Source organism: Neomegalonema sp. (assembly GCF_028688855.1).
In the GTDB taxonomy this organism is placed as follows: Bacteria; Pseudomonadota; Alphaproteobacteria; order Rhodobacterales; family Rhodobacteraceae; genus Neomegalonema.
This window is the reverse complement of the sequence record NZ_JAQTXI010000001.1, coordinates 40,255-57,292: the sequence shown is the minus strand read 5'-3', so window position 1 is coordinate 57,292 and position 17,038 is coordinate 40,255. Positions and strand designations below refer to the sequence as shown.

The following is a 17,038-nucleotide window of genomic DNA, read 5'->3' as shown; positions in this document are numbered from 1 at the left end:
GCGCCCAGCTTCCGAGGCCTGCCCCCGCGATGGCGAAACGCTGGTACATCGTCCACGCCTATTCCAACTTCGAAAAGAAGGTGGCCGAATCGATTCGCGAAACCGCGCGTCAATTGGGGCTCGAAGAGGCTTTCGAAGAGATCCTGGTCCCGACCGAAGACGTCATCGAGATCCGGCGCGGCCAGAAGATCAACGCCGAGCGGAAGTTCTTCCCCGGCTACGTGATCGTCAGGATGGACATGAACGACGAGACTTACCATCTCGTGAAGAACACGCCCCGCGTCGCGGGCTTCCTCGGCCCCCAGGGCAAGCCGACCCCGGTCTCGGAAAGCGAGATCGAGCGCCTCATCGCCCAGGTCGAGACCCCCGCCGAGCGGCCCCGCACCACCATCGTCTACGAGATCGGCGAGACGGTCCGGGTGGTGGACGGGCCCTTCGAATCCTTCACCGGCGTGGTCGAGGAAGTGGACGAGATCTCCTCGCGGCTCAAGGTGGCCGTGTCGATCTTCGGGCGGGCCACCCCCGTCGAACTGGAATACGCGCAGGTGCAGAAGGCCTCCTGACGGGATCCGTCGGGAGCGCTCCGGAGCGGCGAAGGCCGGATCGCGGAGCGCCTTGCGTTCGAAGACTTCAGCCCGAAGCCCCGGGCGCTCCGGAACGGAGCGGAGAGGGGCGCGGGTCCGGGCCTCCCCGGAGCGGCCGCCTGCGGCCGGACCGGGAAGCGCCCGATCGGGATGGAGCCTCTCCGCATGGTCGGAAAGGCTCCGGAGCTTTCGCGGGAGGCCGTCGGGCCGCACCGCGCCCGCCTTCGGCTTCGCCGGTCGAGGGCTCAGGACGGAGAGAGACATGGCGAAAAAAGTCATCGGCCAGATCAAGCTGAACGTGGCGGCCGGCAAGGCGACTCCGTCGCCGCCGATCGGCCCGGCGCTGGGTCAGCGCGGTCTGAACATCATCGGCTTCACCAAGGAGTTCAACGCCCGGACCCAGAGCATGGAGCCCGGCACTCCCCTGCCGACGATCATCACCTACTACCAGGACAAGTCGTTCAGCTTCGAGATCAAGACGGCGCCGACCACCTGGTATCTGAAGAAGGCGGCGGGCATCCAGTCGGCCTCCAAGAAGCCCGGCCGCGAACCGGCCGGCGTGGTCACTCAGGCCAAGATCCGCGAGATCGCCGAAGCGAAGCTCAAGGATCTGAACGCGGTGGACATCGAAGCCGCCATGAAGATCATCGAAGGCTCGGCCCGCTCCATGGGCCTGCGGGTGGAGGGCTGACCATGGCCGCTGGAAAACGCATCCGCGCCGCGCGCGCCAATTTCGCCGACAAGCGCAACCTCGCGCTCGACGCGGCGCTGAACCTCGTCAAGGCCAACGCCACCGCGAAGTTCGACGAGACCGTCGAGATCGCCGTGAACCTGGGCGTCGACCCCCGCCACGCCGACCAGATGGTCCGCGGCGTGGTGAAGCTGCCCAACGGCACCGGCAAGAGCGTCCGCGTGGCGGTCTTCGCCCGCGGCGCCAAGGCCGACGAAGCCACAAGAGCCGGAGCCGAGATCGTCGGCGCCGAGGATCTGCTGGAGCAGATCCAGGGCGGCAAGATGGATTTCGACCGCGTGATCGCCACGCCGGACATGATGGGCCTCGTGGGCCGTCTGGGCAAGGTGCTGGGCCCCCGCGGCCTGATGCCGAACCCGAAGGTCGGCACCGTGACCATGGACGTGGCCACGGCCGTCTCCGACGCCAAGGGCGGCCAGGTGCAGTTCCGCGTCGAGAAGGCGGGCGTGATCCACGCCGGCATCGGCAAGGCCAGCTTCTCCGCCGAGGCGCTCGCCGAGAACGCCCGCGCCTTCGTGGAGGCCCTCAACCGCGCCAAGCCGGCCGGAGCCAAGGGCACCTACGTCAAGAAGGTGTCGCTCTCCTCCACCATGGGGCCCGGCGTCTCGGTGGACGGCTCCGCCTTCTCGGCGGCGGCGGCTTCGTGAGATTGTGAAATTCCGCGCCTCCCTCGGGCGGCGCGGTCTCGGAGGGCGCGAGCCCTCCGCCTGTCCAAGACCACGGGCGCCCAGGCGGTTCTCCGCCGCGGCTTAATCTCCCGTTGAGACGGGGTTCCGGATTCAAGGCCGCCTTCGGGCGGGTCATGGTCTCGGGGCCTGCGGACAGGAGCGGTCTTCGCAAGAAGGCCGAACCGGGCGCGGCGGATCCTCCCCGCGCTTCTCGTCCAAACCGGCGGGGCGCTCCGGCGTTCCGCCTCAGGTCAGGAGACCGACAATGGACAGAGCTCAGAAACAAGCCGAGATCGAAGAACTCGACCTCGCCTTTTCTGAGTCCGGCGTGGTGGTGATCTCCCATTACGTCGGCTTGACGGTCGCCCAGATGTCCGAATTGCGCGCGCAGATGCGAAACGTCGGCGCGCGCGCGAAAGTGGCGAAGAACACCCTGGCGCGTCGCGCCTTCGAGGGCAAGCCGGGCGCAGGCGCGGCCCAGTACCTCAAGGGCCAGACGCTGCTCGCCTTCTCCGAGGATCCCGTCGCCGCCGCCAAGGTGGTCGTCGAGTTCTCGAAGAAGCACGAGAAGCTGGTGGTGCTCGGCGGCGCGATGGGCGCGACGGTCCTGAACGCCGACGGCGTGAAGGCTCTCGCCGAGCTGCCCTCGCTCGACCAGCTGCGCGGCGGCCTCATCGGCCTGCTGCAGGCCCCGGCCTCCAAGCTCGCCCGCGTCGTCCAGGCGCCGGCCGGTCAGCTGGCCCGGGTTTTCGCCGCCTATTCGGAGAAGGACGCCGCCTGACGGCGTCCGGCGACCCTGCCGCGCGGCCACGCCTTTTGCGCGCTTGCGCCGCGTTCAGATCTTGAACCAGAACAGGAATACCCTAAATGGCCAATCTTGACAAAATCGTGGAAGACCTCTCGGCCCTGACCGTGCTCGAGGCCGCCGAGCTCTCGAAGCTCCTCGAAGAGAAGTGGGGCGTCTCCGCCGCCGCGCCGGTGGCCGTCGCCGCCGCCGGCCCGGTCGCCGCCGCCGCGCCCGTCGAGGAGAAGACCGAGTTCACCGTGGTCCTCGTCGACGCCGGCGACAAGAAGATCAACGTGATCAAGGAAGTCCGCGCCATCACCGGCCTGGGCCTCAAGGAAGCCAAGGACCTCGTCGAGGGCGCCCCTTCCGAAGTCAAGGCCGACGCGCCCAAGGCCGACGCCGAGAAGTGGAAGAAGCAGCTCGAAGAGGCCGGCGCCAAGGTCGAGCTGAAGTGACCCCGAGCCGCGCCCTGCGCGCGGCGATCCGGTCACGCTGTTGAATTCGGGCCGGCTCCGCCTCTCGGCGGGGCTGGCCCTCCGCCGTCTCGGCGGCGGGGCCCTCCGGCCTCCGCGCCGGACCGGCCTCATTCGTTGGTTTCTTTTCCGCCGCGCTGGACGCGGCCACCCGATCCCGGCCGCGCTTTTGGGCGAAGCGCGGCGCGAAGATGTCGACAGGCCGGAGCGGCGCATGGGCGCGGCTCCGGCGTCACGCGGCGGCGCCGGGCCCCGGGGCGCGGCCGCAAGAGCAGGCGAGGACCAGCATGGCGCAGACCCAGTTCGGCCGCAAACGCATCCGCAAGGTTTTCGGCGGAGTCCGCGAAGCCGCGAAGATGCCGAATCTGATCGAAGTGCAGAAAAGCTCTTACGACCAGTTCCTGAACAGCGGCGACGACGGCTCGCCCCGCGACGGCGTCGGCATTCAGGGCGCTTTCCAGGGCGTCTTCCCCATCCGCGACTTCAATGAAACCGCGCTGCTCGAATTCGTCCGCTACGAGCTCGAGACTCCGAAATTCGACGTCGAGGAATGCCAGCAGCGCGATCTGACCTACGCCGCGCCGCTGAAGGTGACTCTGCGCCTGATCGTCTTCGACGTCAACGAGGACACCGGCGCCCGCTCGGTGAAGGACATCAAGGAGCAGGACGTCTACATGGGCGACATGCCCCTCATGACCGAGAACGGCACCTTCGTCGTGAACGGCTCCGAGCGCGTGATCGTCAGCCAGATGCACCGTTCGCCGGGCGTCTTCTTCGACCATGACCGCGGCAAGACCCATTCCTCGGGCAAGCTGCTGTTCTCGTCGCGCGTGATTCCCTACCGCGGCTCCTGGCTCGACTTCGAGTTCGACGCCAAGGACATCGTCTACGTCCGCATCGACCGCAAGCGCAAGCTTCCGGCGACCACCCTGCTCTATGCGCTCGGCATGGATCAGGAGGAGATCATGTCGACCTTCTACGGCCAGGCGCCCTATGCGCGCCGGGGCGAGGGCTGGGCGACTCCCTTCAATCCGGATCGTCTGAAGGGCTCCAAGCCGGTCTACGACCTGGTGGACGCCGATTCGGGCGAAGTCGTCGCGGAGGCGGGCCAGAAGCTCACCCCCCGCAAGCTCAAGAAGCTGGCCGAGGGCGGCGTCAAGGAGATCCTCGCGCCCTTCGAGGCCATCCTCGGGCGCTACGTCGCCGTGGACCTCGTCGACGAGCGCACCGGCCTCATCCACGCCGAAGCCGGCGACGAGATCGACGAGAAGCTGGTCGACAAGCTGCTCGGCCTCGGCATGGAGGTCGTCCCGACCCTCGACATCGACCACATCGAGATCGGCGGCTACATGCGCGCGACCATGGCGGTCGACAAGAACGCCACCCGCGAACAGGCGCTGATGGACATCTACCGCGTCATGCGCCCCGGCGAGCCCCCGACGCTCGACGGCGCCGAGACGCTGTTCAACAGCCTCTTCTTCGATCTGGAGCGCTACGACCTTTCGGCGGTCGGCCGCGTGAAGATGAACATCCGTCTGGACCTCGACGCTCCGGACACCCTCCGCACCCTGCGCAAGGCCGACATCCTGGCCGTGCTGAAGATGCTGGTCGGCCTGCGCGACGGCCATGGCGAGATCGACGACATCGACAACCTCGGCAATCGCCGCGTGCGTTCCGTGGGCGAGCTGATGGAGAACCAGTATCGCCTCGGCCTGCTGCGCATGGAGCGCGCCATCAAGGAGCGCATGTCCGCGGTCGACATCGACACGATCATGCCGCAGGACCTGATCAACGCCAAACCGGCGGCCGCCGCCGTGCGCGAATTCTTCGGCTCCTCGCAGCTCTCGCAGTTCATGGACCAGACCAACCCGCTCTCCGAGGTGACGCACAAGCGCCGCCTCTCGGCGCTCGGGCCGGGCGGTCTGACGCGCGAGCGCGCGGGCTTCGAGGTCCGCGACGTCCATCCGACCCATTACGGCCGCATCTGCCCCATCGAGACGCCGGAAGGTCCGAACATCGGTCTGATCAACTCGCTGGCGACCTTCGCCCGCGTGAACAAGTACGGCTTCATCGAGACGCCCTACCGCAAGGTCATCGACGGCAAGGTGAGCGACGAGGTGGTCTATCTCTCCGCCATGGAGGAGATGAAGCACACCGTCGCCCAGGCCGGCGCCGACCTCGACGAGGAAGGCCGCTTCGCCACGGATCTCGTCTCGGCCCGCCAGGGCGGCGACTTCGTGGTCGCGCCGCGCGAGCAGGTCACGCTGGTGGACGTCTCGCCCAAGCAGCTGGTTTCGGTCGCCGCGGCGCTGATCCCCTTCCTGGAGAACGACGACGCCAACCGCGCCCTCATGGGCTCGAACATGCAGCGTCAGGCGGTGCCTCTGGTGAAGGCCGAGGCGCCTTTCGTCGGCACGGGCATGGAGTCGGTGGTGGCGCGCGATTCCGGCGCGGCCATCGCGGCGCGTCGCGGCGGCGTGATCGACCAGGTGGACGCCACCCGCGTCGTGATCCGCGTCACGGACAACCTGCGCCAGGGCGAGCCGGGCGTGGACATCTATCGTCTGCGCAAGTTCCAGCGCTCGAACCAGAACACCTGCATCAACCAGCGTCCGCTGGTGAAGGTGGGCGACCGCGTGGCCTCCGGCGACGTCATCGCCGACGGCCCCAGCACGGATCTCGGCGAGCTGGCGCTCGGCAAGAACGTGCTCGTCGCCTTCATGCCCTGGAACGGCTACAACTTCGAGGACTCCATCCTCATCTCCGAGCGCATCGCCAAGGACGACGTCTTCACCTCGATCCACATCGAGGAATATGAAGTCTCGGCCCGCGACACCAAGCTCGGGCCCGAGGAGATCACCCGCGACATCCCGAACGTGGGCGAGGAATCGCTCCGCAATCTGGACGAGGCGGGCATCGTCTACATCGGCGCCGAGGTCCAGCCCGGCGACATCCTGGTCGGCAAGATCACGCCCAAGGGCGAAAGCCCGATGACGCCGGAAGAAAAGCTTCTGCGCGCCATCTTCGGCGAGAAGGCTTCGGACGTCCGCGACACCTCGCTGCGCATGCCTCCGGGCGGCTACGGCACGGTGGTCGAGGTGCGCGTCTTCAACCGCCACGGCGTCGAGAAGGACGAGCGGTCGCGTCAGATCGAGCGCGAGGAGATCGAAAGCCTCCAGCGCGACCATGACGACGAGCTCGGCATCCTCGAGCGCAACATCTCGGCGCGTCTGCGCCAGCTTCTGGTCGGCCAGCGCGCGGTGAAGGGGCCCAAGGGCTTCAAGGCGGGCGTGGACGTCACCGACGAGGCTCTGGATTCGCTCCAGAAGAACCTCTGGTGGCAGATCGTCCCGCCGACCGAGGAGCAGGCCCGCGAGGTCGAGGCCCTGCGCGAGCAGTACGACGCCCTCAAGAAGACCCTGCGCCGCCGCTTCGACGACAAGGTCGAGAAGGTGCGCCGGGGCGACGACCTGCCTCCGGGCGTGATGAAGTCGGTCAAGGTCTTCGTGGCGGTGAAGCGCAAGCTCCAGCCCGGCGACAAGATGGCCGGACGTCACGGCAACAAGGGCGTGGTCTCGCGCGTGGTGCCCGAGGAGGACATGCCCTTCCTCGAGGACGGCACGCCGGTCGATCTCGTGCTGAACCCGCTGGGCGTGCCTTCGCGCATGAACGTCGGACAGATCCTCGAGACGCATCTGGGCTGGGCCGCGGCCGGTCTGGGCCGCAGCATCGGCGAGGCGCTCGACGGCTTCGAGCGCTCCGGCGACGCCGCGAAGGTCCGCGAGGCCATGCTGCGCGCCTATGGCGACGCCTCCTACGCCGAGAGCCTCGCGAAGCTGTCCGACGAGGAGCTGGTCGAGGCGGCGGGCAACGTCCGTCGCGGCGTGCCCTTCGCGACGCCCGTCTTCGACGGCGCCAAGGAGGCCGACATCGACCGGCATCTGGCGCTGGCGGGCTTCGACTCCTCGGGTCAGGTCCGTCTGCACGACGGCCGCACCGGCGAGCCCTTCGCCCGCAAGGTGACGGTCGGATACAAATATCTCCTGAAGCTGCATCATCTGGTGGACGACAAGATCCACGCCCGCAGCACCGGCCCCTACAGCCTCGTGACCCAGCAGCCGCTGGGCGGCAAGGCCCAGTTCGGCGGCCAGCGCTTCGGCGAGATGGAGGTCTGGGCGCTCGAAGCCTACGGCGCCGCCTACACGCTGCAGGAGATGCTGACGGTCAAGTCCGACGACGTGGCCGGACGCACCAAGGTCTACGAGTCCATCGTCAAGGGCGAAGACAACTTCGAGGCCGGCATTCCCGAGAGCTTCAACGTGCTCGTCAAGGAGATCCGGTCTCTGGGTCTGAACGTCGAACTGCTGGACGACGAGGAGCGCTGAGCTTCCCGACCTTCGTCCGCCCGCCTCGCGCCCCCCTTTCCGCCGGGGGCGCGGGGTCGCCCGCCGCCATATCGCGCCCCGCCCTCTCCCCACGGGGCCGCGCAGGAGCTATCTGATGAACGAGATCGCCAACGTCTTCAATCCGCTGGCTGCGCCCAAGAGCTTCGACGAAATCCGCATCTCGCTCGCCAGCCCGGAGAAGATCCTCTCCTGGTCCTTCGGCGAGATCAAGAAGCCCGAAACCATCAACTACCGCACCTTCAAGCCGGAGCGGGACGGGCTCTTCTGCGCCCGCATCTTCGGCCCGGTGAAGGACTACGAATGCTTGTGCGGCAAGTACAAGCGCATGAAGTACAAGGGCATCACCTGCGAGAAATGCGGCGTCGAGGTGACGCTCTCGAAGGTGCGCCGCGAGCGCATGGGCCATATCGAGCTCGCCGCGCCGGTCGCCCATATCTGGTTCCTGAAGTCGCTGCCCTCGCGCATCGGCCTGATGCTCGACATGACCCTGCGCGATCTGGAGCGGGTGCTCTATTTCGAACAGTACATCGTGCTCGATCCGGGCATGACGACGCTGAAGCCGGGCCAGCTGCTCACCGACGAGGAGCTGCTCGACGCTCAGGACGAATTCGGCGAGGACACCTTCACCGCCGGAATCGGCGCCGAAGCCGTCCGCGAGATGCTGTCGGCCATCGACCTCGACGCCGAGGCCGAGCGCCTGCGCGTGGAGCTCTCCGAGGCCACCGGCGAACTCAAGCCCAAGAAGATCATCAAGCGGCTCAAGCTGGTGGAAAGCTTCATCGAGTCGGGCAACCGGCCCGAATGGATGATCCTGACCGTGGTGCCGGTGATCCCGCCCGAGCTGCGCCCGCTGGTGCCTCTGGACGGCGGCCGCTTCGCGACCTCCGACCTCAACGACCTCTATCGCCGCGTGATCAACCGCAACAACCGCCTCAAGCGGCTGATCGAGCTGCGCGCGCCGGACATCATCGTCCGCAACGAGAAGCGCATGCTTCAGGAGGCCGTGGACGCGCTCTTCGACAACGGCCGCCGCGGCCGCATCATCACGGGCGCCAACAAGCGTCCGCTGAAGTCGCTCGCCGACATGCTCAAGGGCAAGCAGGGCCGGTTCCGTCAGAACCTGCTCGGCAAGCGCGTCGACTTCTCGGGCCGTTCGGTGATCGTGGTCGGCCCGGAGCTGAAGCTCCATCAGTGCGGCCTGCCCAAGAAGATGGCGCTCGAGCTCTTCAAGCCCTTCATCTACGCCAAGCTCGACGCCCAGGGGCACAGCTCCACCGTCAAGCAGGCCAAGAAGCTGGTCGAGAAGGAGCGTCCCGAGGTCTGGGACATCCTCGACGAGGTGATCCGCGAACATCCGGTGCTGCTCAACCGCGCCCCGACGCTCCACCGCCTCGGCATCCAGGCCTTCGAGCCCACCCTGATCGAGGGCAAGGCGATCCAGCTTCATCCGCTGGTCTGCTCGGCCTTCAACGCCGACTTCGACGGCGACCAGATGGCCGTGCACGTCCCGCTGAGCCTCGAGGCCCAGCTTGAGGCGCGCGTGCTGATGATGTCGACCAACAACATCCTCAGCCCCGCGAGCGGCCGTCCGATCATCGTGCCCTCTCAGGACATCATCCTCGGGCTCTACTACATCTCGCTCGAGAAGAAGGGCGAGCCCGGCGAGGGCATGGCCTTCTCCAGCATGAACGAGATCGACCACGCCCTGGCTTCGGGCGCGATCACCATGCACACGAAGATCATCGCCCGCATCGAGGAGGTCGACGCCGAGGGCGAAACCGTCTCGCGCCGCGTGGAGGCGACTCCGGGCCGCATGAAGCTCGCGGCGCTGCTGCCGAAGACGAAGGACATCACCTTCGACATCGTCAACCGCGTGCTGCGCAAGCGCGAGGTCGGCGAGGTCATCGACGCCGTCTACCGCCATTGCGGCCAGAAGGACACGGTGGTCTTCTGCGATCAGATGATGCAGCTCGGCTTCCGCGAGGCCTTCAAGGCGGGCATCTCCTTCGGCAAGAACGACATGGAGATCCCGCCCGAGAAATGGGACATCGTCGAGGCCACGCGCGATCAGGCGAAGGTCTTCGAGGAGCAGTATCAGGAAGGCCTGATCACCCAGGGCGAGAAGTACAACAAGGTCGTGGACGCCTGGCTGAAGTGCACCGACAAGGTCGCCGCCGCCATGATGGACCGCATCGCCGCCCCGCGCTTCGACGCGGAGACGGGCCGTCAGCTCGAGCCGAATTCGGTCTACATGATGGCCCATTCCGGCGCGCGCGGCTCGCCCGCCCAGATGAAGCAGCTCGCGGGGATGCGCGGCCTGATGACCAAGCCCTCGGGCGAGATCATCGAGGCCCCCATCGTCTCGAACTTCAAGGAAGGCCTGACGGTTCTCGAATACTTCAACTCGACCCACGGCGCCCGCAAGGGCCTCGCGGACACCGCGCTGAAGACCGCGAACTCGGGCTATCTGACCCGCCGCCTCGTCGACGTCGCCCAGGACTGCATCGTCAAGGTCGACGATTGCGGCACCGAGGAAGGCATCACGGTCCAGGCGGTGGTCAAGGGCGGCGAGATCGTCTCGCCCCTCTCCGAGCGCATCCTCGGCCGCACCCTGCTGGAGGACGTGCTCCATCCGGCCAGCAACGAGGTCTTCCTCGCGGCGGGCGAGGTGATCGACGAGAACCAGTCGCTCGACATCGAGAAGATCGGCGTGCAGCGGGTGAAGATCCGTTCGCCGCTGACCTGCGCGCTCGAAGAGGGCATCTGCGCCAAGTGCTACGGCCGCGATCTGGCGCGCGGCACGGCGGTGAACATCGGCGAGGCGGTGGGCATCATCGCGGCGCAGTCCATCGGCGAGCCCGGCACCCAGCTGACCATGCGCACCTTCCACATCGGCGGCACGGCGCAGCTGGCCACCAGCAGCTTCGCCGAAGCCTCGCAGGAGGGCGTCGCGCAGATCGTGAATCCGCGCAGCACGCTCACCAACGCGGCGGGCGACGTCATCGCGGCGGGCCGCAACGTGCAGATCGCGATTCTGGACCCGCAGGGGCGTCAGCGCGCGCTGCACAAGCTGGCCTACGGCTCGAAGCTCCTCGTCAGGGAGGGCGACGAGATCCGCCGCGGCCAGAAGATCGCGGAATGGGATCCCTACACCCTGCCGATCCTCTCGGAGCGCGCGGGCGTGGCCAAGCTGGTCGACCTGATCCCCGGCATGTCGGTGCGCGAGGAGACGGACGAAGCCACCGGCATCAGCCAGCGCATCGTCTCCGACTGGCGCGCGGTTCCGCGCGGCCAGGACCTCAAGCCCGCGATCACCATCGTCGATTCCTCCGGCGAGATGGTGAAGCTCGAGAACGGCAACCCCGCGCATTACTTCATGTCGGTGGACGCCATCCTCTCGGTCGAGGACGGGCAGGAGATCAAGGTCGGCGAGGTTCTGGCGCGCATCCCGCGCGAGGGCGCCAAGACCCGCGACATCACGGGCGGTCTGCCGCGCGTGGCCGAGCTCTTCGAGGCGCGTCGTCCGAAGGACCACGCGATCATCGCCGAGATCGACGGCTACGTGCGCTTCGGCCGCGACTACAAGAACAAGCGCCGTCTGACCATCGAGCCCGCGGAAGAGGGCGTCGATCCGGTGGAGCACCTCATCCCGAAGGGCAAGCACCTCGCCGTTCAGGAAGGCGACTTCATCCAGAAGGGCGAATATCTGCTGGAAGGCAATCCGGCGCCGCACGACATCCTGGCGATCATGGGCGTGGAGGCTCTGGCCGACTACCTCATCAATGAAATCCAGGACGTCTACCGGCTCCAGGGCGTGAAGATCAACGACAAGCACATCGAAGTCATCGTGCGGCAGATGCTGCAGAAGATCGAGATCGAGGAGTCGGGCGACACCACGCTGCTGGCCGGAGAACAGGTCGAGCGCGACGAGTTCGACGCCGAGAACGCCAAGGCCGAAGCGGCCGGACGGCGCCCGGCGAAGGGCAAGCCGGTTCTGCTGGGCATCACCAAGGCCTCGCTCCAGACGCGCAGCTTCATCTCGGCGGCCTCCTTCCAGGAGACCACGAGGGTCCTCACCGAAGCCTCGGTGCAGGGCAAGAGCGACCGCCTGGACGGGCTCAAGGAGAACGTGATCGTCGGACGCCTGATTCCGGCGGGCACGGGCGGCCAGGCCGCGCGCTACCGGCGAATCGCCGCCGAGCGCGACCGCAAGATCGTGGCGGAGCGCCAGGCCGCCGCGGACGCCGCCCTCACGCTCGAAGCCTCGGCGGAGACGGTCCTCGAAGCCGCCCCCGCGGCGGCTCCGGCTCCGGAATCGCGCGAGTGATCAGAAGCTTGCTCCCGCCGGGTCTTCCGGCCCGGCGGGAGCCCCGGGCGAGGCGGGCCGACGCCCTCCGGAGGCCGGGCCGCAAGCCCGGCCTGCGTCCGAAAAGCTGTTGACCTCCAGGGTTCTTGCCATTAGGTTCCGCCAGCGTCCGGAGAGCGAGGCGACTCAAATCTCCCGGACTTCTGGTATTCAAAGCAAACTCGGTTCACGACCCCGGGCGCAAGCCTGTGGTCCTCTGGGTTTTCGACCGCGCTTCCGGCGGAGCGCCGACGCGGTCCTTATTTCTATTCGCGGCCGCGCTAGGGGCCGGTCACGACGGAGTTAAGGCGAAGAGATGCCGACGATCCAGCAGTTGATCCGCAAGCCGCGGACCCCCAAGCCGGTCCGCAACAAGGTGATCCACCTTGAGGGCAGCCCGCAGAAGCGCGGCGTCTGCACCCGCGTCTACACCACGACCCCGAAGAAGCCGAACTCGGCGCTTCGCAAGGTGGCCAAGGTGCGCCTCGTGAACGGCTTCGAGGTCATCAGCTACGTCCCCGGCGAGGGACACAACCTTCAGGAGCACTCCGTGGTCCTGATCCGCGGCGGCCGCGTCAAGGATCTTCCTGGCGTGCGCTATCACATCCTGCGCGGCGTTCTCGACACCCAGGGCGTCAAGAACCGCAAGCAGCGTCGCTCGCTCTACGGCGCCAAGCGTCCGAAGTGATGCGCAACTGATCCGATTCGAAGGAAGAACCCATGTCGCGTCGTCACAGAGCGGAAAAGCGAGATGTCCTGCCGGACGCCAAGTTCGGTGATCTCGTCGTCGGCCGCTTCATGAACAAGCTCATGTACGCGGGCAAGAAGTCCGTGGCCGAAGGCATCGTCTACGGCGCTTTCGAGCGCGTCGAGCAGAAGCTCCGCCGCAGCCCGGTCGAGGTGTTCCACGAGGCCCTCGACAACGTGAAGCCCTCCCTCGAGGTGCGTTCCCGCCGCGTCGGCGGCGCCACCTACCAGGTGCCGGTCGACGTGCGTCCGGAGCGCCGCGAGGCTCTCGCGATCCGCTGGCTGATCTCGGCGGCCCGCGGCCGCGGCGAGACCACCATGATCGACAAGCTCTCCAACGAGCTTCTCGACGCCGTCGCGAACCGCGGCTCGGCCGTGAAGAAGCGCGAAGACACCCACAAGATGGCCGACGCGAACCGCGCGTTCAGCCATTACCGCTGGTAAGCGCAACGGAGCCGCCACGAAGGCGTGGCGGCCCCCTCGCATCAGGATGAATTGAGATGGCCCGCGAATATCCGCTTCCGCGCTACCGCAACTTCGGCATCATGGCGCACATCGACGCCGGAAAGACGACGACCTCGGAGCGCATCCTCTACTTCACGGGCAAGTCCCACAAGCTCGGCGAAGTCCACGAGGGCGCCGCCACCATGGACTTCATGGAGCAGGAGCAGGAGCGCGGGATCACCATCACCTCCGCCGCGACCACGACCTTCTGGAAGGGCCGCGACGGCGAGAACTACCGCCTGAACGTCATCGACACCCCCGGCCACGTCGACTTCACCATCGAGGTCGAGCGTTCGCTGCGCGTGCTCGACGGCGCGGTCTGCGTGCTCGACTCCAACCAGGGCGTCGAGCCCCAGACCGAGACCGTCTGGCGCCAGGGCGACAAGTACCGCGTGCCCCGCATCGTCTTCTGCAACAAGATGGACAAGACGGGCGCGAGCTTCGAGAACTGCCTCAAGGACATCAAGGAGCGCCTCGGCGCCCGTCCGGTCGCGCTTCAGCTGCCCATCGGCGCTGAATCCGAGTTCAAGGGCATGATCGACCTCATCGAGATGGACGCGATCACCTGGGACGGCGACGAAGCCACCGCGAAGATGTCGCGCGGCCCGATCCCCGAGGATCTCCAGGCGAAAGCCGAAGAGATGCGCGCCGAGCTCATCGAAGCCGCCGTCGAGCTCGACGACGCGGTGATGGAGTCCTACCTCGAAGGCGAGGAGCCCGACGCGCCCACGCTGCGCCGTCTGGTGCGCAAGGCGGTCCTGACGGGCGCCTTCTTCCCGGTTCTCTGCGGCTCGGCCTTCAAGAACAAGGGCGTCCAGCCCCTGCTCGACGCCGTCGTCGACTTCCTGCCCGCGCCGACCGACGTGCCGGACATCAAGGGCGTGGACTACAAGACCGGCGAGGAGACCACCCGTCCCTCCAGCGACGACGCGCCGCTCTCGCTGCTCGCGTTCAAGATCATGGACGACCCCTTCGGCGTCCTGACCTTCGCGCGCGTCTACTCGGGCAAGCTCGAAAAGGGCGTGACCCTGATCAACACCGCCCGCGAGAAGAACGAGCGCATCGGCCGCATGGTGCTCATGCACGCGAACCAGCGTCAGGAGATCACCGAAGCCTACGCCGGCGACATCGTGGCGCTGATCGGCCTCAAGGACACCCGCACGGGCGACACGCTCTGCGATCCGGCCAAGCCGGTGATCCTCGAGAAGATGATCTTCCCCGAGCCCGTCATCGAGATGGCCGTGGAGCCCAAGACCAAGGCCGACCAGGAGAAGATGATCGTCGCGCTCCAGAAGCTGGTGACCGAGGATCCCTCCTTCTACCTGACGACCGACCCGGAATCCGGACAGACGATCATCAAGGGCCAGGGCGAACTGCATCTGGACATCAAGATCGACATCATGCGCCGGACCCACAAGGTCGAGGTCAACGTGGGCGCCCCGCAGGTGGCCTATCGCGAGACCATCCGCGGCAACACCACCATCGACTACACGCACAAGAAGCAGTCCGGCGGTTCGGGCCAGTTCGCGCGCGTCAAGATCGAGGTCGGCCCGAGCGAAACCGGCAAGGGCTACGCCTTCGAGAGCAAGGTCGTCGGCGGCTCGGTGCCCAAGGAGTTCATCCCCGGCGTGGAGAAGGGCCTGAATTCGGTCCTCTCCTCGGGTCCGATCGCGGGCTTCCCCGTGGTCGACGTCCGGGTGGCCCTGATCGACGGCGCCTATCACGAGGTCGACTCCTCGGCCATCGCCTTCGAGATCGCCGCCCGCACCGCCTTCCGCGAAGGCCTCCAGAAGGCCAGCCCGGTCCTGCTGGAGCCGGTGATGAAGGTCGAGGTGGTCAGCCCCGAGGAATACGTCGGCGGCGTGATCGGCGACCTGAACTCCCGTCGCGGCCAGATCGCCGGAACCGACGTGCGCGGCAACGCGCAGGTCATCACGGCGATGGTCCCCCTGGCGAACATGTTCGGCTACGTGAACACGCTGCGCTCGATGAGCCAGGGTCGCGCGGCCTACTCCATGCAGTTCGACCACTACGACCAAGTGCCGCAGAACGTCGCCCAGGAAATCCAGGCGAAATACAAGTAATCCCATCGATGGCGCGGCGCGTCGACCCCTAGAGGCGGCGCGCGCCTTTCAGCGAGACGGAGGGGCCCCAGATGGCCAAAGAGAAATTCGAGCGCAACAAGCCGCATGTCAACATCGGCACCATCGGCCACGTGGACCATGGCAAGACGTCGCTGACCGCGGCGATCACCAAGGTCCTCGCGGAGAAGGGCGGCGCGGCGTTCAAGGCCTATGACCAGATCGACAACGCGCCGGAAGAGAAGGCGCGCGGCATCACGATCAACACCTCGCACGTCGAGTACGAGACCGCGGCCCGCCACTACGCCCACGTCGACTGCCCCGGCCACGCCGATTATGTGAAGAACATGATCACCGGCGCCGCGCAGATGGACGGCGCGATCCTGGTCGTGTCCTCGGCCGACGGCCCCATGCCCCAGACCCGCGAGCACATCCTGCTGGCGCGTCAGGTCGGCGTGCCGGCTCTGGTCGTGTTCATGAACAAGGTCGACATGGTCGACGATCCGGAGCTGCTCGAGCTGGTCGAGATGGAGGTGCGCGAGCTCCTCTCCTCCTACCAGTTCCCCGGCGACGACATCCCGGTGGTCAAGGGCTCGGCGCTCGCCGCGCTCGAGGACAAGACCCCCGAGATCGGCCATGACGCCGTGCTGGCGCTCATGGACGCCGTCGACGCCTACATCCCGACGCCCGAGCGCCCCATCGACCAGCCCTTCCTGATGCCGGTCGAGGACGTGTTCTCGATCTCCGGCCGCGGCACCGTCGTGACCGGCCGCGTCGAGCGCGGCATCGTGAAGGTCGGCGAGGAAATCGAGATCGTCGGCATCCGCCCGAACCAGAAGACGACCGTCACCGGCGTCGAGATGTTCCGCAAGCTGCTCGACCAGGGCCAGGCCGGCGACAACATCGGCGCGCTGCTGCGCGGCATCACCCGCGAGCAGGTCGAGCGCGGCCAGGTGCTCTGCAAGCCGGGTTCGGTGAAGCCGCACACGAAGTTCGAAGCCGAGGCCTACATCCTCACGAAGGAAGAAGGCGGCCGTCACACGCCGTTCTTCACCAACTACCGCCCGCAGTTCTACTTCCGCACCACGGACGTGACCGGCATGGTCAAGCTTCCGGACGGCGTGGAGATGGTCATGCCCGGCGACAACGTGAAGATGGAAGTCGAGCTGATCCAGCCGATCGCCATGGAGGAGAAGCTCCGCTTCGCCATCCGTGAAGGCGGCCGCACGGTCGGCGCCGGCGTCGTCGCCAAGATCATCGCCTGAGGCGAAAGCACCCCCGCGGCGCGGACCCGCCAAGGATCCGCGCCGCTCCTTTATTTTCGGGCGCGTGACGTTTTTCTGACGAGTCGCGCGAAGAAAGCCGAGAGCCACGATGCAAGGACAGAACATCCGTATTCGGCTTAAAGCCTTCGATTTCCGCGCGCTCGACGCCTCGACGCGCGAAATCGTGAATACGGCCAAACGCACGGGCGCGCAGGTGCGGGGACCGATCCCCCTGCCGACCCACATCGAGAAGTTCACCGTGAACCGTTCGCCGCACATCGACAAGAAGTCGCGCGAGCAGTTCGAGATCCGGACGCACAAGCGCCTGCTCGACATCGTCGATCCGACGCCCCAGACCGTGGACGCGCTGATGAAGCTCGATCTGGCGGCCGGCGTCGACGTCGAAATCAAGCTCTGAGGGAGGTCA

At 67.0% G+C, this 17,038-nt stretch carries 12 protein-coding genes; all 12 read left to right on the top strand.

From position 1 onward, the window contains the following. Positions 1-29: 29 nt before the first annotated feature. Positions 30-563 (top strand): transcription termination/antitermination protein NusG, encoded by a 534-nt coding sequence (gene nusG / locus PHN62_RS00315; RefSeq protein ID WP_300144659.1) that lies wholly within the window; start codon positions 30-32, stop codon positions 561-563. A 283-nt stretch (positions 564-846) separates the two neighbouring features. Continuing rightward, a complete protein-coding gene (gene rplK, locus PHN62_RS00310) occupies positions 847-1,275 on the top strand; it encodes a 50S ribosomal protein L11 (protein ID WP_300144656.1) in 429 nt (142 codons plus the stop codon). A gap of 2 nt (positions 1,276-1,277) precedes the next feature. Beyond that, positions 1,278-1,982, top strand: a complete 705-nt coding sequence (rplA, locus tag PHN62_RS00305) for a 50S ribosomal protein L1 (RefSeq protein WP_300144654.1) — start codon at positions 1,278-1,280, stop codon at positions 1,980-1,982. 286 nt (positions 1,983-2,268) lie between these two features. Then, the gene (gene rplJ / locus PHN62_RS00300; protein ID WP_300144651.1) at positions 2,269-2,784 is read left to right on the top strand and encodes a 50S ribosomal protein L10; all 516 of its coding nucleotides are present in this window, start codon (positions 2,269-2,271) and stop codon (positions 2,782-2,784) included. An 86-nt stretch (positions 2,785-2,870) separates the two neighbouring features. Further along, positions 2,871-3,245, top strand: coding sequence for a 50S ribosomal protein L7/L12 (gene rplL / locus PHN62_RS00295; RefSeq protein ID WP_300144648.1), 375 nt, complete (start codon positions 2,871-2,873; stop codon positions 3,243-3,245). 305 nt (positions 3,246-3,550) lie between these two features. Further along, positions 3,551-7,648 (top strand): DNA-directed RNA polymerase subunit beta, encoded by a 4,098-nt coding sequence (gene rpoB / locus PHN62_RS00290; RefSeq protein WP_300144645.1) that lies wholly within the window; start codon positions 3,551-3,553, stop codon positions 7,646-7,648. 115 nt (positions 7,649-7,763) lie between these two features. Further along, entirely contained in the window at positions 7,764-11,996 is a 4,233-nt protein-coding gene (gene rpoC, locus PHN62_RS00285; RefSeq protein ID WP_300144642.1) for a DNA-directed RNA polymerase subunit beta', read from the top strand. 334 nt (positions 11,997-12,330) lie between these two features. Continuing rightward, positions 12,331-12,702 carry a 30S ribosomal protein S12 gene (gene rpsL, locus PHN62_RS00280; protein WP_018631567.1) on the top strand — a complete coding sequence of 124 codons (372 nt, stop codon included), beginning with the start codon at positions 12,331-12,333 and terminating at the stop codon, positions 12,700-12,702. A 32-nt stretch (positions 12,703-12,734) separates the two neighbouring features. Beyond that, positions 12,735-13,205 carry a 30S ribosomal protein S7 gene (gene rpsG, locus PHN62_RS00275; RefSeq protein ID WP_300144638.1) on the top strand — a complete coding sequence of 157 codons (471 nt, stop codon included), beginning with the start codon at positions 12,735-12,737 and terminating at the stop codon, positions 13,203-13,205. Positions 13,206-13,261: 56 nt separating this feature from the next. After that, a complete protein-coding gene (gene fusA / locus PHN62_RS00270; RefSeq protein ID WP_300144635.1) occupies positions 13,262-15,349 on the top strand; it encodes an elongation factor G in 2,088 nt (695 codons plus the stop codon). A 71-nt stretch (positions 15,350-15,420) separates the two neighbouring features. Further along, complete coding sequence (gene tuf, locus PHN62_RS00265) at positions 15,421-16,611, top strand: elongation factor Tu (RefSeq protein WP_300144632.1); 1,191 nt, start codon at positions 15,421-15,423, stop codon at positions 16,609-16,611. A 109-nt stretch (positions 16,612-16,720) separates the two neighbouring features. Continuing rightward, positions 16,721-17,029, top strand: coding sequence for a 30S ribosomal protein S10 (gene rpsJ, locus PHN62_RS00260; RefSeq protein ID WP_018631571.1), 309 nt, complete (start codon positions 16,721-16,723; stop codon positions 17,027-17,029). Positions 17,030-17,038: the final 9 nt, after the last annotated feature.